This window comes from Arthrobacter sp. MMS24-S77 (assembly GCF_054888235.1).
The window spans coordinates 4768164-4790093 of sequence record NZ_JBTZRN010000001.1 but is presented as its reverse complement, the minus strand read 5'-3'; the positions used below and the strand labels follow the sequence as shown (position 1 = coordinate 4790093).

Genomic DNA, 21930 nt, shown 5'->3' with positions numbered 1-21930 from the left:
CAAGGCAGGAGGCCACATGGCTGCTGGCGAGCCCACCATCCTTGCGACGTCCGGCGGGTACAAGTCCGGTCATCGCACCCGGATGGAGTTCGATCTCCTGGTGCACCACGCGGTGGAACTCTCCGGTGTGAGCGGACGTGCTCCAAGAGTGGCGCATATCGGCACAGCCTCCGGTGACCAGCGTTGGTTCGCCGCGGAATTGGACCAGGCCGCCCGGGTTTCCGGTTTCGACTTCAGCCACTTGAACCTTTTCACGATGCCCAACTACAGCGACCCCGAGGCATACCTTTTGGAACAGGACGTGGTGTGGGTCAACGGCGGTTCAGTGGTCAATCTCCTAGCTGTCTGGCGTGCACATGGACTGGACGGCATTCTGAGGCGCGTCTGGGAACAGGGAGTGGTGCTGGCCGGGGTGTCAGCAGGCTCGATTTGCTGGTTCCGGGGCGGTACCACGGATTCCTATGGCCCTGAACTACGCGCCGTGACCAATGGGCTCGGCTTCCTCCCTTTCGCCAACGGCGTCCACTATGACTCCGAGCCGCGCCGTCGACCGCTGGTCCATCGCCTTGTCGCCGAAGGGGTGCTGGGGGAAACGCACTGCACCGACGACGGCGTCGGGCTCGTCTACCGGGGCACGGAACTAGTGGACGTCGTTGCGGAAGTCAGGGGTAAGGCCGCATATCGGGTCACCGCCGCAGCCGGAGATTCGGCCACGGCCGTTGAAGAGCGCTTGGAGTCCCGTTTCCTTGGGTGACATCCACGAACTCGGCGCCGTAGCATTGCGCGAAGCCCTGGCCACGGGCCAGCTCTCCGCAGTTGAGGCCACGGAACACTTCCTCGCGAGGATCGCAAAGCACAACCACGCGCTGGGCGCTTTCGTCACCGTGACCGCCGACCAGGCGATACTCGACGCCCGTGCGGCCGACTCGGCATACGTCCGCCAGCACGGGAAATCGACAGAACTTCCGCCCCTGCACGGCATACCGGTGGCGTTCAAGGACCTCACAGACGTTGCTGGAGTCGCGACCACCCACGGCAGCGCGGCGCTGGACCGCAAACCCGCCCCCGAGGACGGAGCCCTCGCCGCCATGCTCAAAGGCGCCGGTGCCATCTCACTGGGCAAGACTCAGGTTCCGGAATTCGGATTGACGGCTTACAGCGAAAACCGCATCGCACCGCCGTCGCGCAACCCGCACGCATTGAGCCGCAGCTCAGGCGGATCGTCGGGAGGGAGCGCTGCCGCGGTTGCCGCTGGATTGATTCCCTTCGCACCCGGCAGCGACGGCGGCGGTTCCATACGTATTCCGGCTGCGGCATGTGGCCTGCTGGGACTAAAGCCGGGCCGCGGCTTGGTGCCCGCCGGCGAAAGCGTCGGAGACTCCGCACGCCTGGTAGTTGCCGGCCCGTTGGCGCGTTCCGCGGCGGATGCCGCACTCATGATGGATGCCCTGGTTCCACGCGAGAACCAGCCAGAGCGGGGCTATCTTGGGTCCCTCGGAGAAGCGCCCGCCGCTTTGCGCGTCGGCGTGAGCCGGGACAGCCCATGGTCCACCACTTTTCCCTTCACCCCGGAGCAGGAAGCCTTGGATGCCCTCAACACAGGCATCAAGCTGCTGACTGACGCCGGCCATTCAGTGTTCGACGCCGAGATCCGCTACGACAACCGCTATCCGGAAGCGTTCACCGCTGCCTGGACCGCCGGCGTCGGGAGCGCCCGGATCCTGCCACAGCGCGAAGCCCTGCTGACCCCGCTGACCCGGACCTTCCGGCGTCGCGCGCAACAACGGAGCGCGGCGAAGGTCAACGAGGCCACGGGCTTCCTGCGGCAGTTCACTCACGACACCGTTGTCCAGTACGCGCAGTGGGATCTCGTACTGACGCCGTCCCTGGCACAGACGCCAAGGCCCGTGGGCTGGTTCACGGGGAAAGACCCCGGCGGAGAACAGTGGCCGGCTCCGGACTGGCCAGGCGACGCGGACGATGACTACCGCAAGCAATGCGAGTTTGCGCCGTGGTCCTCCATGGTGAATGTGTGCGGGCTGCCGGCAATTACGCTGCCCGTGCATTGGACCGGAGAGACGCCCGGCGCGGGGCTTCCGATGGGCATCCAACTCATTGGAAAACCGGGATCCGAACTCCTGCTCCTGCAACTCGCGACGCAACTTGAAGCCCAGTAAGAGACGCCCATTCAGCCCCTTTCGACGTTTGTCCAGAGCATCCGCAAATATGACTTAATGCGTCGTCGATGCCAGCATGGGATAAATGAGCACACCTCTAGACACGGCGGCGCCCGCCAAAATCACGGGCGATACGTCCTTCTTCGGCCACCCAAAAATGCTGGCCAGCCTGTTCTCCGTGGAGATGTGGGAACGCTTCTCCTTCTACGGCATGCAGGGCATCCTGCTGTACTACATGTACTTCACCGCGGACCAAGGCGGACTCGCGATCGACAAGCCGCTCGCGGCTGGACTGGTTGGCGCCTACGGCGGAGGCGTGTACCTCTCCACGATCCTTGGCGCTTGGTTGGCGGACCGGATCTTCGGCTCGGAACGGGTATTGTTCGGCTCCGCCATCATGATCATGGCCGGCCACATAGCGCTGGCGCTCCTGCCCGGCATTCCCGGACTAGTGGCAGGCCTGATACTGGTGGGCGTGGGGTCCGGCGGCCTCAAAGCGAATGCCACGGCGCTGGTCGGCAGCCTCTACGGGGAGAAGGACGAACGCCGTGACGCCGGCTTCTCCATCTTCTACATGGGCATCAACATCGGCGGGCTGATCGGCCCGCTCGTGACCGGCTGGCTGCAGGAAAGCAGCGGTTTCCACTGGGGCTTCGGCGCAGCCGCAGTCGGTATGGCGATCGGCCTCGCCATCTACTCGCTCGGCCGCAACAAGCTCCCGGAAGAAGCCCACCGCGTCCCGAACCCGCTTCCCTCGGCACAGCGAGCCCGCTACGGGCTCATCTTCCTGGGCATCGCCGTCGTGATCGCCGCGCTGCTGCTGACTGGCGTAGTGAATCCGGGCAATCTGGCCCGCAGCATGGCTTACGCAGCGATCGCCGCCTCCGTGCTGTATTTCGCTCTGATCTTCAGCAGCAAGAAGGTCACGCCCCTTGAGCGCAAACGAGTGACGGCATTCATCCCGCTGTACATCGCTTCGGCGGCATTCTGGGCGCTCTTCCAGCAGCAATTCACGTTCATTGCCGTTTACTCAGAGGAAAAGCTGGACCGCAACCTCTTCGGCTGGGAGATGCCGGCTGCGTGGGTGCAGTCCATCAACCCCGTATTCATCATCGTCTTTGCCGGCGTCATGGCAGCGCTCTGGACCAAACTTGGACCGAAGCAGCCCGGCTCCCCCATCAAATTTGCTGCCGGACTCTTCATCATGGGCCTGGCGTTCCTGGCCTTCATCCCGCTGACCGGCGCCGGCAAGACCCCGCTGCTGGTGCTCGTGGGAATCCTGTTCCTGTTCACCTTGGCGGAGCTGTTCCTGTCCCCCATCGGGCTGTCAGTGAGCACCAAGCTGGCCCCCAAGGCCTTCCACACGCAGATGGTGGCCCTGTTCTTCCTCTCGGTGTCCCTCGGCACAACCCTTGCCGGCATTCTGGCCGGGCTGTACAACCCGGCCGACGAGCTCCCCTACTTCCTGGGCGTCGGCGGCACGGCCGTGGTGATCGCGGTGGCCTTGGCCGCCGGTTCGCCCGCCATCAAGAAGTTGATGGGCGGCGTCCGCTAGCCCTTAACAGCGGCAGCTTAAACAACGACGGCGGCAGGCGCGTTCGGCGGGATTCCCACCCAACGCGCCGGCCGCCGTCGTCGTTAGTAGTTGTAGTTGTAGCGCGAAGCGGTCGCGGCAAAAATCGCAATGATCGCGAAGAAGATGATCACGCCGACAATACCCAGGTAACCCATCACGAGGCCCGCAATGGCCATGCCTTTACCTGCCGGCTCCTTCTTGATGGCCATGTGCCCGAGGATCACGGCAGCAACCTGCGGAAGGACAAAGAAGCCAAAGCCCACAAAAACAGCGATGCCGCAGCACATGCTGGCAATGCTCAGGCCCTTAGGCTCGACGGGCATGCCATAGTAGGCAGGCTGGCCATAGGGGCTGGCCGGCTGCCCGTATGCAGGCTGGCCTTGGGGAGGTTGCCCATAAGGCGAAGCGGGCTGGCCATAAGGCGGTTGCTGTCCATAAGCGGGCTGGCCGAATTGGGCCGGACCGCCTTGAGGCTGGCCATACGGTTCCTGCGGCTGCTGCGCCTGGGGTTGCGTTTCGGGCTGGCCGTATGGGCCCGGAGCAGCCGGCGAGGCAAACGGCTGCTCGCCGTAGGGGTTTTCGCTTGCTTGGGGTGCCGGTGGCACATACGACGGCGGTTCGTAGCCCTTGGGCGGTTCATCACCCTGGGGGGCGTTCTCGGGTTTAGCTGGCTGGTCGGTCATTGAAGATCCCCCTCGTGAGTCTTTCTGCCCAGCCTACCGCCGAGCCAAGGCGCACATAAGCTCCCGCGCCAACTCCCAAACCCCTGCCGCACTCCGGTAAACGGGTAGTGAATCTTCGTTGGTGAAGCGGAAATACGATGTCATAGGCGCCGCAATAGTGGGTTTTCTCTTCAAGCGCACCGGACCGTCTGGCATGCTGGGTCAATGGCTAGCCGTGCGGGCACTGTTGCCCTTCCCCAGGACCTTGTAGACATCACCGCTCTTCTTGACGCGTACTACGACGTGACGCCGGATCTCAGCGATCCTGCCCAGCGCGTTGCGTTCGGCACCTCCGGACACCGGGGTTCGAGCCTGAAGGCCTCGTTCAACGAAGGGCATATCCTCGCCATCACCCAGGCCATCGTGGAATACCGTGCGGGCCAGGGCATCACCGGCCCACTCTTCCTGGCCAAGGACACCCACGGGCTGAGCGAACCAGCGCAGAATTCCGCCCTTGAAGTCCTCGCTGCCAACGGGGTCAACGTCCTGATCGACGCCCGGCACGGCTACACGCCCACCCCCGCGCTCAGCCACGCGATCCTGAAGTACAACAATGAGGCCGGCCCGGGCAGCCCCAGGCGGACGGCATCGTGGTCACCCCGAGCCACAACCCCCCTGCCGACGGCGGATTCAAATACAACCCCCCGCACGGCGGCCCTGCCGACACGGATGCCACCGGCTGGATCGCCAACCGCGCCAACGAACTCCTGGAAAACGGGCTGCGTGGCGTCAAGCGGATCCCGCTGAACGACGCCCTCAAAGCGGAGGGCACCGGCAAGTTCGATTTCCTCAGCAGCTACGTGGACGATCTCCCGGCCGTCCTGGACCTCGACGCGATCCGCAAGGCCGGCGTCCGCATCGGGGCAGACCCCATGGGCGGCGCATCCGTGGACTACTGGGGTGAAATCGGCGAGCGTCACCAACTGGACCTCACCGTGGTCAACCCCACCGTTGACCCGCAGTGGGCATTCATGACCCTCGACTGGGACGAGAAGATCCGCATGGATTGCTCGTCACCGTCGGCTATGGCGTCACTCATCAAGCGCATGTCGGACAGCGCTTCGGCTGGCACGGGTGCCTTCGACGTCGCCACCGGAAACGACGCCGACGCCGACCGCCACGGCATCGTGACCCCGGACGGCGGGTTGATGAACCCGAACCACTACCTCGCGGTCGCGATCGACTACCTGTACCGCAACCGCACAGGCTGGAACCCGCAGTCCGTCGTCGGCAAGACCCTCGTGTCTTCCTCCATCATCGACCGCGTTGCCGCCGGGTTGGGCCGCAAGCTCGTGGAAGTTCCGGTGGGCTTCAAGTGGTTCGTGCCCGGCTTGCTCTCCGGCGAGGGTGCCTTCGGCGGAGAAGAATCTGCGGGCGCGTCCTTCAACAAGCGCGACGGCAGCGTCTGGACCACCGACAAGGACGGCATCCTGCTGGCCCTTCTGGCATCGGAGATCACGGCCGTCACAGGCAAGTCACCGTCGCAGCTGTACAAGGGACTCACGGACCAGTTCGGCTCGCCCGTCTATGCCCGGATCGACGCCGCCGCCACGCGTGAGCAGAAGGCCAAGCTGGGCAAACTCTCCGCTGCGGATGTTACGGCCACTACGCTGGCGGGCGAGGAAATCACCGCAAAGCTGACCGAGGCTCCGGGCAACGGCGCGTCAATCGGCGGCCTCAAGGTGGTCACGGAGAACGCCTGGTTCGCGGCCCGCCCGTCCGGAACCGAGGACGTTTACAAGATTTACGCCGAGTCCTTCAAGGGCGCCGACCACCTCAAGCAGGTCCAGGAAGAGGCCAAGGCCCTTGTGGACGGCGTGATTTCCTACGCTACCTAGCTGGCTCCGCCGGAAGGTGCCACAGCTTCAAGATCCTGCGGATCGTGTGGTTGCCTTCCGGCGCCATGTCCACCAGCGCGATCTGGTCGAGCACGACGGCGTCACCCGGCTTGGGGCGCTTGCCGTCGTGATGCGAAATGTGCGGACGGTAGTGGTCCAGGACGTAGCGCGGGGTTGCCGCGCGCCCTCCGACACTCTCCACGGCGTCGAACAGTTCCTCGTGCAAGCCCTGCAAAATGGGATGGTGCTCCACGAGGCTGACCGGGATGGACCCTTGGTGACCGAATCCGGCGTCGGGCCCCACCGTGAGTTCCGCCCCGAGGGCGCCCATCGCGGGCGCCGAAACAAGCTTGCTGAGGCGGGCGGCGACGTCGTCGCCATCTGAGGGCTCGACGTCGAACCTCAACAGGGTGATGTGCAGCGGCCAGTCACTGCGCGGGAAGACAAGCCCGTCAGTCACCGTTTCGACGAACGCCACCAGAATGAGGTTCCGCATAAGGAAATTTTGCCACCGCTGGTGGAAGAGAGTCCGCCGGGGTAAACGCTCGCTCAGATATCGGCACGAAACCCCCAACCCTCGCTCAGATATACCGCCTTAAGCGCGAACGCTCGCTCACAAGAGGTGAGCGAGCGTCGGCGCAAGAGCCGCCAAAGGTGAGCGAGGGTTAGACGGTGCGGACGACGTCCTCGTACGCGAATTTCGGCTTGGCTTCGCCGAAGGCGTCGGGACCCGGCTGGCCGATGTTGACCACGAGGAAGCTCTTCTGGTCCCCGGCAGGGAAGAACTCGGCGTCGATCGCGGCGAAGTCGGCACCGGTCATGGGGCCGGCAGCGAAGCCGAGGGAGCGGACGGCGAGGATGAAGTAGCCGGCCTGCAGGTGGGCATTGTTGTTGCCCGTGGTTGCGGCGAACTCGGGGTCGGCGTCGTACATGGCCTTCGGGGCGGCGTAGACGGGAAGGAACTTGTCCCACTGCTGGTGCCAGGCGGTGTCGTAGGAGAGCACGGCGACCAGCGGGGCGGAGGCGGTCTTCGCCTTGTTGCCCGGAGAGAGCGTCTCGACGAGCTTGGCGCGGGCTTCGTCCGAACGGACGTAGGTGACGCGCAGCGGCTGGGAGTTGAACGCCGTCGGGCCGAACTTGGTCAGTTCGTAAATGGCTTGGGCCTGCTCTTCGGAGACTTCACCGGCAAAGGAGTTGGCAGTGCGGGCTTCGGCAAAGATGGCGTCGACTGCTGCGGCGTCAATCACTGCTTCTTCGTGGGCGATCGTCATTCGCGTACCTTTCGCTGGGCCCGCGGCCATGGCTGGCGGGGCGCTTGTGCTTTCCATGGTTGCAACTTCAACTTCCCCTCGCCTCTTCCCATGAAGCCACGTGACGTTCCACACAGCGAAAGCAGTGGGCGGTCCGGGCGGTAAGGTTGCACCCGGACAATCACAACTTTCAGGGAAGGCTCCCGTCGATGAGCATGCTCGGAACCAAATGGAAGCTGCACGGCAACGGCAAGACGATCCGGCCCGGACACGTCGTGGCGCCCGAGGAGCGGCTAGCGTGGCCGCTGACCATCGGCGTCGGCATGCAGCACGTCGTCGCGATGTTCGGAGCCACCTTCCTGGTGCCCATCATTACAGGCATGCCACCGGCCACCACCCTGCTCTTTTCCGGCATCGGCACCCTGTTGTTCCTGGCCATCACCAAGGGCCGCGTACCCAGCTACCTTGGCTCGAGCTTTGCCTTCATCGCCCCCATCCTCGCGTCCCAGCAGCAGTTCGGCATTCCCGGTGCGCTGGGCGGAGTGGTGCTTGCCGGCGTCGTACTTGCGCTTATCGGTGCAGTGGTGCAAAAGTTCGGCGCCGAATGGATCAACCGCACCATGCCCCCCATCGTGACGGGCGCGATTGTTGCCCTGATCGGGCTGAACCTGGCGCCCGCCGCGAAGGCGAACTTCGACAAAGCCCCGATCACCGCCCTCGTCACCCTCGTGACGATCATCCTGGTGAGCGTCCTTTTCCGGGGCATTCTGGGCCGCCTGAGCATCCTGGTGGGCGTCGTGGTGGGTTACTTCACCGCCATGGCACGCGGCGAAGTGGACTACTCCAAGATGGACGCGGCCTCATGGATCGGCCTGCCACACTTCCAGACGCCGGAATTCCACCTCGGCGTCGTGGGCTTGTTCGTGCCGGTGGTCTTGGTCCTTGTGGCTGAGAACGTGGGGCATGTGAAGTCCGTGGCCGCAATGACTGGACGCAACCTCGACGACGTCTCCGGCCGCGCCTTGATGGCCGACGGCGTCGCGACGGTCCTCGCTGGATTAGGCGGCGGCTCCGGCACCACCACCTATGCCGAGAACATCGGCGTCATGGCGGCCACGAAGGTCTACTCGACGGCGGCCTACTGGGTTGCCGGGACCTTCGCCATCCTGCTGAGCTTCTCGCCCAAGTTCGGCGAACTGATTGCCACCGTTCCCGCTGGCGTACTGGGCGGTGCCGCGACGATGCTCTACGGGATGATCGGCGTCCTGGGCGTGAAGATCTGGGTGCAGAACAAGGTCAACTTCTCCAACCCGATCAACCTGACGACGGCCGCCGTTGCTTTGATCATCGGGATTGCGGACTACACCTGGACCATTGGCGAACTGAAGTTCACGGGCATCGCGCTGGGCTCCGCTGCTGCCTTGGTGGTGTACCACGGCATGAAGGGCTTGGCGCGCTGGCGCGGAACGGTTGCCGAGCCGGAGATGGAAACGGCGGGGTTGCCGCCGGCGGCTAAGGCCGCGATGAATGCGGCGGCCAAGCGGAGCGGGAAGAAGGGCTAGAGGCCTGTCCTCGAGGCAATTCACTGAGCATCGCGCGACAGAGCACTCTATCAGGCTAGACAAGACCAAATGGCGGCGTTCCTTGAGACGGTCATGCCGCCACCTGGCTGAACCAGTTGGCGGCAACCAGCCCCTAGTCCGCATGTCAGGTGGTACTAGAAGCCTGTGCGTGGCCGGATTTGCGCTGCAGTCCTGATGTCAGCCATCACAACATCCCTGGCCTGCAGAGACCGGCGCAGCTGATTGAACACAGGCGCTCGCCCCCAAGGGTCTGAAATTGTCAATATCGCTGCGAAAGGAATGCCCTCAGCTGGTAATGCGAATCCACTCCGTGCTAACGGCTCAACAACGAGCCGAAACTGCGAGGAATTTCCCACACCAGCCTTCGAAGTCGTCCTCGACCACTTCTTCACGGCTCCCCATTTTTGACCTTCTTTGACTCTTTCTCGCTCAAGTCCGGACCCAGCCTTGGATTTGAAGAACCCCTCATAAGACAGCTCGCCCGTGGCGCGATCGACTTTCTCTTGGCGGAGGTAAGCTTCGAGGTTGACGCGGACGGTCTCACTTCCATAGCCCAGGTCTAGCGGCGGCCTGTACACCAGGGTCAGCTTGGCTGCACCAGCACACTTTCCGCCCGCATGAACCAACGCCTGAGGCCATTGGAAGTCAAAGGTCAAGGCCTTCCTATTCTTGAGTTGAGCTTCGAAGACCAGAGTAATTGAGTGATCGTCCGTCACAAGCGTGTTTTCGGATGCCTGGGGTAGCCCGAAGCCCACAAAATCCTTGGCTACATGAGCCAACTTCTGGTGGGCCATGTGTGCAGGGATTTCCGCCCCGTGGATGGCCAAAGCAGCCAGCGTCTCCCTCTTCACTTTGCCCGCAATCTTGTGGTCAATCTGTCCGAGAGTCTTCGCAACCAACGGGGCCGCATAACTCGTACCGCAGCCCCCTACCACCTCGCCTCTGAGGCCGAGCGACCTCAGGTGGTTAGCGGGATCAGCGGAGCCTCCGAGATGACAGAGATCCGGCTTGCTTCCCAAAGCCAGACCTGGACCGCGTCGCGAGTACACGCTAGGCACTAACGGGCTGCTCGACGATTTCCGGGGGTCTAGCGCGGAAACCACGACCGCCCTAAGACTGTCTGCGGGCTGGTGCATACGGTCTAAGCCCGCATACCTGTAGTTGGCCAACATGGCTAAGGCCTGATCCGCGTGATTTGGCCAATCAGGACGAAACTGCCATTCAGGAAGGTTTCCTGTTGGCAGTACAAATACAATGTCATGCTTGTCTGCGATGGCATCAAGGCGAGCTGCAAACGGGCTATACACGTCGTCCCGTACGAGTTCATGAACCACAAGGGACATGTTAAGACACGGGCTCCCGCTGCTACCGCGGACTCGATTTCAAAGTCCAATTGCTCCAGGAAGTCCATGAAGCCGTTGGGGTATGCTTCTGCGTAGCCCTGCGCTTCAGTAATATGAAGGCCAAGATCATAGATCTTACAGGGGCTCTCCGCGGCTTCAGCATGACCGTTCAACCTTTGAGCATCTGAGATCAATGCCCCTATGAACGTCCCGTGACTAGCATCTTGCGATGCCGGATCACCCGCAGCCGTCCTACCCACAATCCACGGCTCCAATGGATCGATCGCAGCGATGCCGGTGTCGATAATGCCCACAATGGGATAGCTTGAGTCGCTGACAGGCGCTTCGAAATGGTGGTCACCGGAGTGACTGATTTCCACAACTGAGTGGTCCGTGGGCTCAATTATCGAGGGGAGCCAAATTTTGCGGACAAACGGCTCATCTTCCAAAACGCTCAATACTCGCCTGAATAGTTCGGCAGGCGCAATCAAATCTCCTTTGCCCATACTCAGCCGGAGGAATCCGCGTTCGCTCCACCAGTCAGTGACTTCAGCCAGGACTAGCGAATCATCAATGACCTTAAGCCGCCTCTGGAAATCGGCGAAGCCCTTGACCCGCCTGCCGGATTCGCTTCGAGCAAGTTCAGGTACCGGAACGAACATCTGGATCAGAAAGCACCGACCAGAGCGGGGATCACTTAACCAAGCGATCGCCTCGTCCAGCGAAAACTGACGTCGATCGCTGGCGCCGTAAGGAGTAACCTGGGAAATTGCGCCCACTTCGCTCCTGATGCGGCTTGGACTTGGCTTGGCCTTTCCACTCTTGTCGGACTTTAATCTTGTCTCGGGCTCTGCCTTCTCGATACTCCGAATTACATCGTCTACGGCACCAGTAGTGAATTCGACAAGCAGTTCGCCGAAATCCGAAACCCCGCAGACGGGAAGCGCGTCAGGCTTGAGGATGGATCGCGTGGGCCTGTGAGACTTTGCCAAGGCTGCTGGCCGGAGAGCTACGCGTGCAAATCCGGTCGAGTGTCCCGACGAAGCCAGAGATGCTTTTGCTGCCGAGAATTGGTTAATTAGCCCCGCTTTGTGCACGCCGAACTCTTGGTCACGGTGCGCAAAGAAGTCCGTGTTTGAACCCATCGCAGTAGTCTGGACATCGTCCACGAACGATCCGCTGTTGAGCACTATTTGAAGTGCGTTATTGGCCACGCCTCAGCCTACTTCCTTACCCAGCGACTTATCGTCGACTGTGTCGTGTTGAACAAACGGGCCAAAGATTCCTGGGTGAAGCGAATCTCCTCGTCGCTGCTTAGCTGTCGAACCAGCTTTTCGGTATCGTCAGCAAACACCGCCTGCCGAGGAGAGCCTGAGTGATCGGCGCTGAGGAGGGAGTTGACTCTAAGCGCATCCAAGAGCGATTTCCGCCCGGTACCGTTCATCACGAGATAGCGCTTTATCGAGCTACACAAGGTCTCTATTTCAGCACCGCTTCTGCCGTCGGTAAGCCACGCCAGGAAGTCGATATCAACGTCTTCCACAGGAACGCCACCCAAGAAGCGAGACACCATCCGCAGCCTTGACTCAGCTCCAGGCCTCGGGATTGCAACACGGGAGTCGAATCGCCGCCAAATGGCGGCATCCAGCAGGTGTTCGTGATTCGTAATGGCAATCGTGAAACCACGCTCTCGTCTGTCATCGAGACATTGGAGAAGTGTGTTCACAACTCGTTTTATTTCGCCCAACTCATGCGGGTCGTCTCGGACCTTGGCAACTGCGTCGAACTCGTCGAGCAGGAGGATACATTCGTACCGATTTGCAAACTCAAAGAGATTCGCGATATTCCTCGCAGTGGTTCCTAAGAAAGATGAAATCAGTCCGTCAAGGCGAGCTGTCACTAGAGGGAGTTCCATTTGCGAGGCGATGACCTTTGCGAGCGCAGTCTTACCGGTTCCCGGAGCACCGTACAGCAGGAGGCTCAGCGGCGGCCGGATGCCCGATTCGATGAGCATAGCGGCACTCTGCCACTCCGCCACAAGTGCCTCAATGGCCTTACCGAGGGCTAAATCCAATATCGGCTCTAGTCCCTGTTCCGAGTCACCCGGAAAGGCCACTGAAGCTAGGGGAGCACCCGATTCCTTGTCAACTGGCGCGTGAACAGAGCGCGTCATATGCTCCCCAGTCGCTGTCGCAAGGACGACCCGAGATGGGGCGAGTGAATCCGTGGCCTGTTTCGCGGCTAAAACTTGGGAGAGGGCGTCGGCCTGATCTTCATGTCCCTGCTTCGCAAGGGCATCTCGCAGCTTGGTGATGTTGCGGGATAGGGTCGGATTGGCTGATCGCATCGCCGTTCTGCAAATCGCTAGGACTGTTGGGAAGTTCTCCACGTTCTCACTCACTTAGCACTGCTCTTGGAACCAAAAAATTCAATATTAGGCACAATACCACGCCTAAAAAGTCTCTTCTATGCATAATGCAGCCTCGCGGCCGCATGAAGACTTGAATCCAATCCCCCTTCCGCCCGGCGTGCGCAATCGTTTGAGCTTTTGCCGCGTCCTTGACGGCAGGCGTGGCGCACTCAATGGCTAAGTCGCTCCCCACGGACCACCTTGGCGGCAAGAAAGCCACAGCGACCGGGCCTTTGACTAGTGCCATCTCGCCAGGATCGCCGCCTCACTCAGGCGTCCCGGCGATGCCTCCCGTCGTGGACGACGCGCAGCCAAGTAATAATGGAGCCATGGCATCCAATAACGACAGCAGCGGCGCGAAGCCGGGTAAGACAGCAAAACTCACTGAAAGCAGCCGAGGGTCATACATAGTCGTTTCGGCCCCAGGCTCGCGGCCGCAGTCGCCACCGAAGGTTTCCGCGCCCGCTGCAGATAAGAAAAAATAGTTGCCTAGCGAGCTTGGTGGCTTCGCGGTCCTAGTGGCGCTCATCCCAGGGTGGTGGTTCGTCCGGCAGCGCGAGCGGAAGGTCGGAGACCTGAGGGCGTCGAGCTTAGACGAGTTGCTACAGGTTCTCGTTGCCGGATTGGCCACCACAGGTGTTTCGTTGTCCGTACTCATTCTTTGGCCGTGGGGAAGGCTGGGGTGGCTTGTTGACATTCCACAGTGGTTGAGTGAGGGCGACAGCTATCTGAAGGGAAATCTGAACACCCTGGTAATAAGTGCGGTCTTGGTGCTCCTGACCGCCACCGCCACGGCGCACTTGGCAGCACGGGTGATGCCCCTCCCCCAGAGGCGTCTCAACGATCGCTCGAGTATGTGGGTGAACGCTCTCATGGCAGAAGACACAAAGCGCCACAAGTACATCAGTGCGGAACTTCTTGACGGAAGAGTTTTCGAGGGGTATCTGGAAGGCATCACCCCTGACGGAGCAGCTGATGAGCAAGTCATGGCGCTCGGATCTCCATTGTTTGTCAAGAAGGATCCCTCCAAGCCCGCTGTGCCGTACTCGGCAGACCGACTGGCGCTGCCCCTTTCCCAGATCAAGTACGCAGCAGTTGTGCTCGTCCGATCCAGCTAGGCAGCTTTAGCCTTTCGCTCCCTAAGCTCGCGGCGATGCAGCCTCAGATGGCATCAGCCCGTACCCTCCTCCTTAAGCGAGGTTTTGGTGAGCTGTTCTCAACTCAGCGAAGAGCGAGGGGCATTCGTGGCTGCGCGGGGCCTCCGGCTCTCAATACTCAGCCGCCGGGCACAGGCAAAAGCGGATGGCGGACGTCGAGTCGTCTTGCCTGATGTCGCTGTTCATGGCCATCGTTTCGGCACTGACACAGGTTCACCCAACACCGGCTGACGCCATGCCGCCTGTGACATCCGGGTATTTGGAGTTCACGATCAAATCGGAGCCAAGGGAGCCCTCAGTGCGCAGCCAGCCAATGAATTCCTGGAAATTCTTGGCGACATCTGTCTCTGTTTCCCTGGCCACCGATCTGCTCCGAACGACGGTAGCCCTCTACCGAACAGCAGGCTGGCAACCTTAGCTACGAGAGGCGCCCGCGGACAATCTCACTGACCGCCTTGCCGTCGAAACGGCCGGCGACCTTTTCGGAGACCGGCTTCATGACATAGCCCATGTGCATCAGGGACAGTTCCACGCCGTCGGCCCTGAGCGACGCGATGACCTCGTCAACAATGGACTCGACTTCTTCGGAAGTCAGTGGTTTCGGAAGATAGGCCTCGATAACCTCGGCGTCCGCGATCTCCGTGGCGGCACGCTCGGACTCTCCGGCCTCCTCGTAAAGGCGGGCGACCTCGTGATACTCCGCGGCCTCTTTCTGCAACATGGCCGTGATCTGGGCGTCGTCCAGGTGGATCGGCGCCTGTCCGGCCTTCTCACGGGTGTCAATCTCGCTCAGGACGTTGCGCGTGGCGTTCAGGGCGACGCGGTTGCCATCCTTCATATGGCTGACGACGTCTGCGTGCAGCCGCTCTTTCAAGGTGGACATGGTGTGCTCCTCGATTCGATTTGCCGTGCTGGCCGGCTGCCAGCCCGGCAGGCGGTGACGGCGTCCCGGGCGGGGTCGTCGCATCGTAGGTGCATGGCAGAAGTCATAGCCATACTTGTACATTCATTATCTGCCCGGTGACGACGCCGGGTAACCCCCGCAATTAGACCCCTTCAAGCACCTGGCTCGTGGCCCATGCGAGGTACTTGGCGGCATTGGCTACGGCGTCTTCGGCGTCAGGCAGTCCGTTCTTGCGCTGCGCGACGTCGAGCAACTGTGCCGCGGCCACAACCCCATGGCCCGCGAGTTCCTCGGGCGTCACCAGAATCCTGCCGGCCACCACAATCACAGGGATGCCGTGGCCGTGGGCCGAATCGGCCAGGGCGATGGGCGCCTTGCCCGTCAGCGACTGCGAATCCATGGAGCCCTCGCCGGTGATCACCAAGTCTGCGCTACCGAGCTGTTCAGGAAGCCCCGTGAGCCCCGCCACGAGCGCGAAGCCTCCTTCCAGCGTCGCCTGCGTGAAGGCCAGGAACGACGCCGGGAACCCGCCCGCGGCGCCAGCCCCGGGAACGTTGACGTCCTGTCCGACTGCTTCCCGCAGCAGAGACGCCCAGTTGCGTAAGCCGGCGTCGAGCAGCTCCACGGCGTCCGCATCCGCGCCCTTCTGCGGACCGAAAACATGGGCCGCGCCGTCGTCGCCAAAGAGCGGGTTCTGGACGTCGACGGCGATCCGGAACCTCACTGCGGTCAGCCGCGGATCCAGCCCGGAGACGTCGAGGGCCACGACGTCGGCGAGCGAGCCTCCGCCCAGCGGAACCACATTCCCGGCCTCGTCCAAGGGCTTGAGCCCAAGCGCGCGCAAGGCGCCGCTGCCGCCGTCGGACATCGCGGAGCCGCCCAGGCCGAGCACAATCTCGGTGGCCCCGGCGTCGAGGGCCGCGGCGATGAGCTGCCCGCAACCGTAGCTGTGGGCGCGCAAGGCGTTCTCCGGCGTCGGCTCCATGTGCGCCAATCCGGATGCTTGCGCTGTTTCGATCACCGCGGTGGCTCCGCCGAAGGCATTTTGCCGGATCGCCCAGGCGGCGCCCACCGGCTTGAGAATCGGGCCCACGACGGCGTTGATCCGCTCTTCGTAGCCTGCCGCCACGGCCGCTTCGAGTGTTCCTTCGCCACCGTCGGCGATGGGGAACTGCGTCACCACGGCATCCGGATACACCCGCAATGCCCCCTCGGCCATGGCCGATGCCGCTTCGGCAGCGGTGAGGGAACCTTTGAACTTGTCCGGGGCAATCAGGATGCGCATCATCCCATCCTGCCAGCGGGGCTAAGATTTTCGCAGATTCGTGTATGGGATATGTCGAAAACAGCACACGCCGTTCGTATAGAGGGTGAGACGCAGGCAAGGTGCCGGCGCCACATCCCAAGGAGGAACAGTCATGTCACGCTATCTGCTCAGCATCTACCAGCCCGATGGCCCCACCCCGGAACCCGACGTCCTGAACAAGATCATGGCCGATCTTGACATCCTGAACCAGGAAATGCGCGACGCCGGCGCCTGGGTTTTCACGGGCGGCCTGCACTCCGCCAGCACCTCCACTGTGGTGCGGGTGAACGACCGTGAAGTACTCACCACGGACGGTCCGTTCGCCGAGGCCAAGGAACACGTGGGCGGCCTGTGGGTGATCGAAGCCCCGGACCTGGACGTTGCACTTGAATGGGGACGCAAAGCCGCCCAGGCCACCACGCTGCCCATCGAAGTCCGGCCCTTCGCGGGCTACCGGGATTAGTTTCCCCATGGTCCATATTTCGGAGATCGGACAAATATTCCGCGAAGAGTATGGACGCTCCGTGGCTGTCCTGGTCCGTGTTTTGGGCAGCATCGACGCCGCCGAGGACGCGGTCCAGGATGCCTTCACCGAGGCTGTGGCCCGCTGGCCCGAGTCCGGCCTGCCGCCAAGCCCGGCCGGCTGGATCATCACCACCGCCCGCAACCGCGCCATCGATCGGCTGCGCCGCGAGTCATCCGGCAGGGAGAAACTCGCCCACGTGGCGCTCCTGCACGGCGATGAAAGCGAAGGAATCGAGGTGGACACCGTGGAGGACAACCAGCTCCGGCTGATCTTTACGTGCTGCCATCCGGCCCTCAACCGGGCGGCGCAGGTAGCGCTGACGCTCAAACTCCTGGGCGGGCTCACCACGGCCGAAATTGCCCATGGGTTCCTGGTACACGAGCCAACCATGGCCCAGCGCCTCGTGCGGGCGAAGGGCAAGATCCGCGACGCCCACATCCCCTACCGTGTACCGACTGGGGCCGAGCTGCCGGAGCGTCTGAAATCGGTGCTGGCCGTGGTCTATCTGGTGTTCAATGAGGGCTACGCGGCAAGCTCGGGCGCGGAGCTTGTGCGGGAAGACCTCTGCCGCGAGGCCGTACGCCTGGGCAGGCTCATCGTGGAACTCATGCCCGATGAGCCCGAAGCCAAGGGGCTCCTAGCCCTCATGCTGCTGCTCGATTCCCGCCGTGCCGCCCGGACAAGTCCCGACGGTGGCCTGGTACTGCTCGCGGACCAGGACCGCGGCCTCTGGGACACCACACTGATTGCCGAAGGACAAGTGCTGGTGCGGCAATGCTTGAAGAGGAACCAGCCAGGACCGTACCAACTCCAAGCTGCCATCAACGCGGTGCACAGCGACGCCGCGCGCCCGGAGGACACCGACTGGCGTCAAATTCTCGCGCTGTACGGGCAACTCCTGGCCTTGGAGCCAACGCCCGTGGTTGCCTTGAACCGGGCGGTGGCCCTCGCGGAGGTTGAAGGACCCGCCGCGGGGCTTGCCGCCGTCGAACTCCTTGAACTGGGCAACTACTACTTGTTCCACGCCGTGCGGGCGGATCTGCTCCGGCGCCTCGGCCGCGATGACGAAGCTGTCATCGCCTACCGCGCCGCACAGGAGCGCACCGATAACGACGCCGAGCGAGACTTCCTGGAAGCGCGCGCCCGGGCGCTCACCACCACTGCCCCCGGCCCAGCAGTACCGACTTCAGACGATCAGCACGGTCGGTGACGATACCGTCCACGCCCATATCAAGCAACCTGGCCATCTCTGCGGGATCGTTGACGGTCCAGACGTGGACCTGCAGCCCAAGCCGGTGCGCCCTCCGCATGAAACCGGGCGTCACTACCGTCACGGGGCCGTAGCGAACCGGTACTTGGAGGGCGTCGACGTCGTGCAGGATTTTCCGCAGCAAGCGTTCCGGAAGAACCGGTCCCAGGAGAGTGAAGACGGCATTGCAGACGATGCCCGCCGAAGATGCCGTACGACGGCCGAGCAGGCGCAGGACAGCGCGACGCCGGCGATCGGAGAAGCTCGCAATCAACACGCGGTCATGGGCGTCGAGCCGCTCGATGACCCCGGCGAGGGCTTTGACGGTATGCCAATCCTTGACGTCGACGTTCAGCCGCGCCTCGGGGAATTCCGTCAGGACGTCTGCCAAGTGGGGAACCGCTTCGCGGCCGCCTATGCGTGCTTCGGCAACCTCAGCAGCGCTGAGGTTGGAGATCCGGCCATGGCGGTCCGTGACACGGTCCAGTGTGTCGTCATGGAAAAGGAGCACCACGCCATCGGCGGTAGTGCGCGCGTCGGTTTCCAAGTGCGTGAAGCCAAGCTCGAGCGCGGCCCTGAAAGCCGAGGCCGAGTTCTCGAGTCCGTCCGGCGAAAACCCGCGGTGCGCGAAGGCAAGCGGCGCGGTTTGTCCATCAGGACGGCTGAAGAAGGGCAAATTCAGGCTCACACGGGTAGCGTAACCCGCTGCGGAGCGGCCCATAGTCATGCAGCCGGATGATCCGGTCAGGATTCCTGCGGGACGATCTCCACGCCGTCGCCGCAGTGCACCAGCGTGCGGCCGCGGCCGCCGTCGAGGTTTACCCAAACCACGCTGTGGTCACTGGAAACGGCGTCCACCTGACCGGGGTTCTCGAACCCCGGCCCGAGCTTGACGCGCACGCGGTCCCCGCGGCGCAACTGCTTCCAATGTTCTGCCGGCTCTGCGCGGCGAACCGGGGCATCGGGCCACCCGGTTGTTTTTCTCTTTGCCATCTTGTCCCCATATTTGTTCGGTATCGAATGGCAAAAGACTATGGGGGCAAGTTGAACGGCAGTTGGACTGAAGCTGTGTAATGCGTGAGCGGGCCCAACTGACTCGCATTAGTTGTCGTTTAGAAGCCTCATAACGACATCTAATGCGAGTCAGTTGGGCCCGCCGGGCTGAAAAGGGGCCCTAGATGATGGCGGCGCGGAGTTGCTTCGCGGCAAGGGCGGGGTCGTCTGCGCCGTAGATGGAACCACCGACGACGGCGACATCCGCTCCGGCGCGCTGGACGGCTCCGATGGTGGACAGGTTTACGCCGCCCGCCACGGAGAACGGCACGCGGGCTTCCTCCCCAGCGCTCAGTAGGACATCCAGGTTGTAGCCCGGCTTAGCCTGCTCGTCGAGGCCGGCGTGGAACTCGATGAACTTGGCACCGAGGGCCCGGGCTTCCTTGGCACGGGTCACTTTGTCCGCCACTCCGATCAGGTCAACGACGATGCCCTTGTTGTGTGCCTTGGCCGCCTTGACTGCACCGGCGATGGTCGAGTCGTCTGCGCCACCGAGGACGGAGACGAGGTCCGCGCCGGCCTTGAATGCGATGTCGGCTTCGAGTTCGCCGGCGTCCATGGTCTTGAGGTCGGCGAACACGATCTTGTCCGGGTGGGCTTCCTTGATGGCGGTCACGGCGGACAGGCCTTCGCTTTTCACGAGGGGAGTGCCGAGTTCGATGATGTCCACGTATTCGGCCACCTTGCCCGCGATCTCGAGGGCAGCTTCGGTGGTGAGGACGTCGATGGCGACTTGCAGCTTCATGGAGGAATCTCTTTCCGTAGTTTGTTGTGATTTTGGTGCGGTGGAAATCAGGGGTTATTCGAGGTTGGCGTGGCGGAGCCAGAGTTCCTCGGCCGGGGTTTCGTCGTTGTCCCACAGTGTCTGGAAGACTGCCTCGGCAGCGAGGAAGAGCACCTGTTCGAACAGGCTGCCGGAGTACTGGCGGGACAGCGTGGATCCGTGGTCTGTCTTCTGCGCAGCGGGAATGATGACGACGACGTCGGCCAGTTCCGCGAGCGGGGACGTTGCGTTCGTGGTGTACACGGCGATCCTGGCGCCGGCTTTGGAGGCTGTCTCAGCGGCGCGCACGACGCCGGAGGTCGTCCCCGAGCCAGAGGCAAGCAGCAGGAGGTCGCTCGAGCGGATAGCCGGCGTCGTGGTGTCCCCCGCAATGTGCACGTCGAATCCGAGGTGCATCAACCGCATCGCAGCCATCCGCAGGACGAGGCCGCTGCGGCCGGCTCCTGCAACAAAAATCCGGCCGGTGGCCGAGTTCCCGGCGGTCTGGACTTCCGTGGCCAGGCGGGACAGTTGCCGCAGGTCCACTTCAGCGGCCGTTTCCGCTATCTCGCTACCCACGAGGGCCAGGCTCAGGTCGACGTCCAGAGTTAGGTCGACGTCCGATCCGGCGTGGACGGTCTCTGCGGTGGTGGTCATGCGTTACCTCCTGCTCATATGAATGCTCCGTTTGAATCAATCGTTCAGGATTGAACGGATAGGTGTAACGCTGAGCATGGGCAGTCATTCCTACCCGTTTGGGTAGTAGGCGGAAGGCGTAAGGCGCTAAAGTGGCGGGATGACTCCAAGCACGTGGACGCTCCTGGAAGCGGTTGCCGCACTAGCGAACGCCCCGTTGATGAGCATCGCCGAACGACTTCGGGAAGCGGCGCTGCCCTACGTGCGCAGTAGCGCGCTGGTCATTTTCACCGAGGACTGCACTGGCCGGCCCCAGAAGAAGGCCGGGGCGGAGGGCATCATCAGCCGCGTCTCCATTCCTGAACTGGACCAGTTGCGGTCCCGCGTTGCTGAAGGCGAGGCCTGGCAGGGAGACGCGACCATCGCCGGAGGGCAGCGGCCCGTCCTTGCACTGACGTCCGAGACCAATGCACTGCTGACCCTCACAGAGCCGGTCCTGCCCGAAGAACCGTTGGAACGTGAGTCCGCACTGCGGATGCTCGACTACCTATGGCAATTGACGGCGCGGCGCATCCAGGAGAAAGTGGCGGACGCGCCGCCGTCGTACCTCTTGGAATCCCGGGCGGCTTCCGCCGAGCGGCTCCGCGTCACGGCCGAACTCGTAGACAGGCATTCCACCACACTCGAGACGATGTTGGCGGCGCTACGATCGGGCTCCCTCGACGATGCTGCGGCCCGCAAGGCCGTCACGGACCTTGCCGCTACCTCACTCGTGAACCTACGGACGTTGAGCGACCGCACATCGGATCTCGTGGAAGAGCCTGTGGCCACCGCCTTTGAAAGGCTGCGGGAGGACCTACGGCCACTCATGCACTTCAGCGGGCTCGACATCCAGTTCATCGAACCACCGGTCAACGGCCGCGCCTTGCCCGGCGAAGTCGCGCATGCTGCCCGGGCGATCGTGCGGGGCCTGGTACTGGCCATCGTGGAGCAGCCCGCGGTGCGGCGTGTGCGGGTGCAATGGGACTGCGATGGCGTGAACCTGCTCATCAATGTGCGCGACGACGGCCTGGGCGAATTGACTGCGGATTCGCCCAACATTGCCCGGCTCAACAGCAGAGTGGCAGCGCTGGACGGCCGCATGAACATCGAGGTCATGGCCGGCTGGGGAGCGGACGTGCAGGTGGTCCTGCCGCTGGATCCGCCATCAGTTCCCGTGGGCGATATCGGCGGATGGGGCCTGGCCGAGCGCGAACTGGAAGTCCTGCAGTTACTGGCTGCAGGCCAGCGCAACAGGACCATCTCCGCCAAGCTGCACATCAGCGAAAACACAGTTAAATTCCATGTCAGGAATATCTTCAGGAAACTCGGCGTGGGTTCACGAACAGAGGCCATTGCCTTGGCGCACAGCCACGGACTGCGGGCTCAGGGCTAGCG

The 21930-nt window shown here is 62.8% G+C and carries 21 protein-coding genes and 1 pseudogene; 9 read left to right on the top strand and 13 right to left on the bottom strand.

Features of this window, described 5'->3' with window-relative positions:
* Positions 1-16 precede the first annotated feature (16 nt).
* From ACX5I4_RS22195 to ACX5I4_RS22185, 3 genes are all read left to right on the top strand, one after another.
* Positions 17-754 carry a Type 1 glutamine amidotransferase-like domain-containing protein gene (locus ACX5I4_RS22195; protein WP_461838585.1) on the top strand — a complete coding sequence of 246 codons (738 nt, stop codon included), beginning with the start codon at positions 17-19 and terminating at the stop codon, positions 752-754.
* Positions 747-2177: an amidase gene (locus ACX5I4_RS22190; RefSeq protein WP_461838584.1), complete on the top strand. Its 1431-nt coding sequence runs from the start codon at positions 747-749 to the stop codon at positions 2175-2177. Before ACX5I4_RS22195 ends, ACX5I4_RS22190 begins: the two co-directional genes overlap by 8 nt.
* 85 nt (positions 2178-2262) lie before the next feature.
* A complete protein-coding gene (locus ACX5I4_RS22185; RefSeq protein ID WP_461838583.1) occupies positions 2263-3732 on the top strand; it encodes a peptide MFS transporter in 1470 nt (489 codons plus the stop codon).
* 83 nt (positions 3733-3815) lie between these two features.
* Here the strand turns inward: ACX5I4_RS22185 and ACX5I4_RS22180 are convergent, their stop codons facing one another.
* A complete protein-coding gene (locus ACX5I4_RS22180; protein WP_461838582.1) occupies positions 3816-4436 on the bottom strand; it encodes a DUF4190 domain-containing protein in 621 nt (206 codons plus the stop codon).
* A gap of 204 nt (positions 4437-4640) precedes the next feature.
* On the opposite strand from ACX5I4_RS22180, the pseudogene pgm reads away from it, so the two are divergent.
* Positions 4641-6313 (top strand): annotated as a pseudogene (pgm, locus tag ACX5I4_RS22175) (phosphoglucomutase (alpha-D-glucose-1,6-bisphosphate-dependent)).
* Here the strand turns inward: pgm and ACX5I4_RS22170 are convergent.
* Complete coding sequence (locus ACX5I4_RS22170) at positions 6306-6809, bottom strand: 2'-5' RNA ligase family protein (RefSeq protein WP_461838581.1); 504 nt, start codon at positions 6807-6809, stop codon at positions 6306-6308. The pseudogene pgm and the gene ACX5I4_RS22170 overlap by 8 nt on opposite strands.
* A 169-nt stretch (positions 6810-6978) precedes the next feature.
* Complete coding sequence (locus tag ACX5I4_RS22165; RefSeq protein WP_461838580.1) at positions 6979-7584, bottom strand: malonic semialdehyde reductase; 606 nt, start codon at positions 7582-7584, stop codon at positions 6979-6981.
* A 188-nt stretch (positions 7585-7772) separates the two neighbouring features.
* Here ACX5I4_RS22165 and ACX5I4_RS22160 point away from each other — a divergent pair, with 188 nt between their 5' ends.
* Positions 7773-9125: a uracil-xanthine permease family protein gene (locus ACX5I4_RS22160; protein ID WP_461838579.1), complete on the top strand. Its 1353-nt coding sequence runs from the start codon at positions 7773-7775 to the stop codon at positions 9123-9125.
* 155 nt (positions 9126-9280) lie between these two features.
* On the opposite strand, the gene ACX5I4_RS22155 is transcribed toward ACX5I4_RS22160, so the two are convergent.
* The 3 genes from ACX5I4_RS22155 to ACX5I4_RS22145 are packed head-to-tail and all read right to left on the bottom strand — an operon-like array spanning position 9281 to position 12890.
* Complete coding sequence (locus ACX5I4_RS22155; protein ID WP_461838793.1) at positions 9281-10390, bottom strand: S8 family serine peptidase; 1110 nt, start codon at positions 10388-10390, stop codon at positions 9281-9283.
* On the bottom strand, positions 10321-11703 hold the full coding sequence (locus tag ACX5I4_RS22150; RefSeq protein ID WP_461838578.1) for a hypothetical protein: 1383 nt from the start codon (positions 11701-11703) through the stop codon (positions 10321-10323). Before ACX5I4_RS22150 ends, ACX5I4_RS22155 begins: the two co-directional genes overlap by 70 nt.
* 8 nt (positions 11704-11711) lie before the next feature.
* Positions 11712-12890: an AAA family ATPase gene (locus ACX5I4_RS22145; protein ID WP_461838577.1), complete on the bottom strand. Its 1179-nt coding sequence runs from the start codon at positions 12888-12890 to the stop codon at positions 11712-11714.
* Positions 12891-13384: 494 nt separating this feature from the next.
* Between ACX5I4_RS22145 and ACX5I4_RS22140 the strand changes: the two genes are divergently transcribed.
* Positions 13385-14017, top strand: a complete 633-nt coding sequence (locus ACX5I4_RS22140; RefSeq protein ID WP_461838576.1) for a DUF6338 family protein — start codon at positions 13385-13387, stop codon at positions 14015-14017.
* A gap of 252 nt (positions 14018-14269) precedes the next feature.
* Here ACX5I4_RS22140 and ACX5I4_RS22135 read toward each other — a convergent pair whose 3' ends face one another.
* The 3 genes from ACX5I4_RS22135 to ACX5I4_RS22125 form a co-directional block, all read right to left on the bottom strand.
* Positions 14270-14419, bottom strand: coding sequence for a hypothetical protein (locus ACX5I4_RS22135; RefSeq protein ID WP_461838575.1), 150 nt, complete (start codon positions 14417-14419; stop codon positions 14270-14272).
* A gap of 55 nt (positions 14420-14474) precedes the next feature.
* Entirely contained in the window at positions 14475-14939 is a 465-nt protein-coding gene (locus ACX5I4_RS22130; RefSeq protein WP_461838574.1) for a GatB/YqeY domain-containing protein, read from the bottom strand.
* A gap of 163 nt (positions 14940-15102) precedes the next feature.
* Positions 15103-16245, bottom strand: a complete 1143-nt coding sequence (locus ACX5I4_RS22125; protein WP_461838573.1) for a glycerate kinase — start codon at positions 16243-16245, stop codon at positions 15103-15105.
* Between the two features lie 133 nt (positions 16246-16378).
* Between ACX5I4_RS22125 and ACX5I4_RS22120 the strand changes: the two genes are divergently transcribed.
* Both ACX5I4_RS22120 and ACX5I4_RS22115 read left to right on the top strand, forming a co-directional pair.
* The gene (locus tag ACX5I4_RS22120; protein ID WP_461838572.1) at positions 16379-16729 is read left to right on the top strand and encodes a YciI family protein; all 351 of its coding nucleotides are present in this window, start codon (positions 16379-16381) and stop codon (positions 16727-16729) included.
* Positions 16730-16736: 7 nt separating this feature from the next.
* Positions 16737-18002: an RNA polymerase sigma factor gene (locus ACX5I4_RS22115; RefSeq protein WP_461838571.1), complete on the top strand. Its 1266-nt coding sequence runs from the start codon at positions 16737-16739 to the stop codon at positions 18000-18002.
* On the opposite strand, the gene ACX5I4_RS22110 is transcribed toward ACX5I4_RS22115, so the two are convergent.
* The 4 genes from ACX5I4_RS22110 to hxlB all read right to left on the bottom strand — a co-directional run bounded on the left by ACX5I4_RS22110 (position 17944) and on the right by hxlB (position 20514).
* Positions 17944-18762: a glycerophosphodiester phosphodiesterase family protein gene (locus tag ACX5I4_RS22110; protein ID WP_461838792.1), complete on the bottom strand. Its 819-nt coding sequence runs from the start codon at positions 18760-18762 to the stop codon at positions 17944-17946. The genes ACX5I4_RS22115 and ACX5I4_RS22110 overlap by 59 nt on opposite strands.
* Positions 18763-18785: 23 nt before the next feature.
* Positions 18786-19034, bottom strand: coding sequence for a KOW domain-containing RNA-binding protein (locus ACX5I4_RS22105; protein WP_461838570.1), 249 nt, complete (start codon positions 19032-19034; stop codon positions 18786-18788).
* A gap of 181 nt (positions 19035-19215) precedes the next feature.
* On the bottom strand, positions 19216-19839 hold the full coding sequence (gene hxlA / locus ACX5I4_RS22100; RefSeq protein ID WP_234753024.1) for a 3-hexulose-6-phosphate synthase: 624 nt from the start codon (positions 19837-19839) through the stop codon (positions 19216-19218).
* 54 nt (positions 19840-19893) lie between these two features.
* Complete coding sequence (hxlB, locus tag ACX5I4_RS22095; RefSeq protein WP_461838569.1) at positions 19894-20514, bottom strand: 6-phospho-3-hexuloisomerase; 621 nt, start codon at positions 20512-20514, stop codon at positions 19894-19896.
* A 139-nt stretch (positions 20515-20653) separates the two neighbouring features.
* Between hxlB and ACX5I4_RS22090 the strand changes: the two genes are divergently transcribed.
* Complete coding sequence (locus ACX5I4_RS22090) at positions 20654-21928, top strand: helix-turn-helix transcriptional regulator (RefSeq protein ID WP_461838568.1); 1275 nt, start codon at positions 20654-20656, stop codon at positions 21926-21928.
* The last annotated feature ends 2 nt before the right edge of the window (positions 21929-21930 follow it).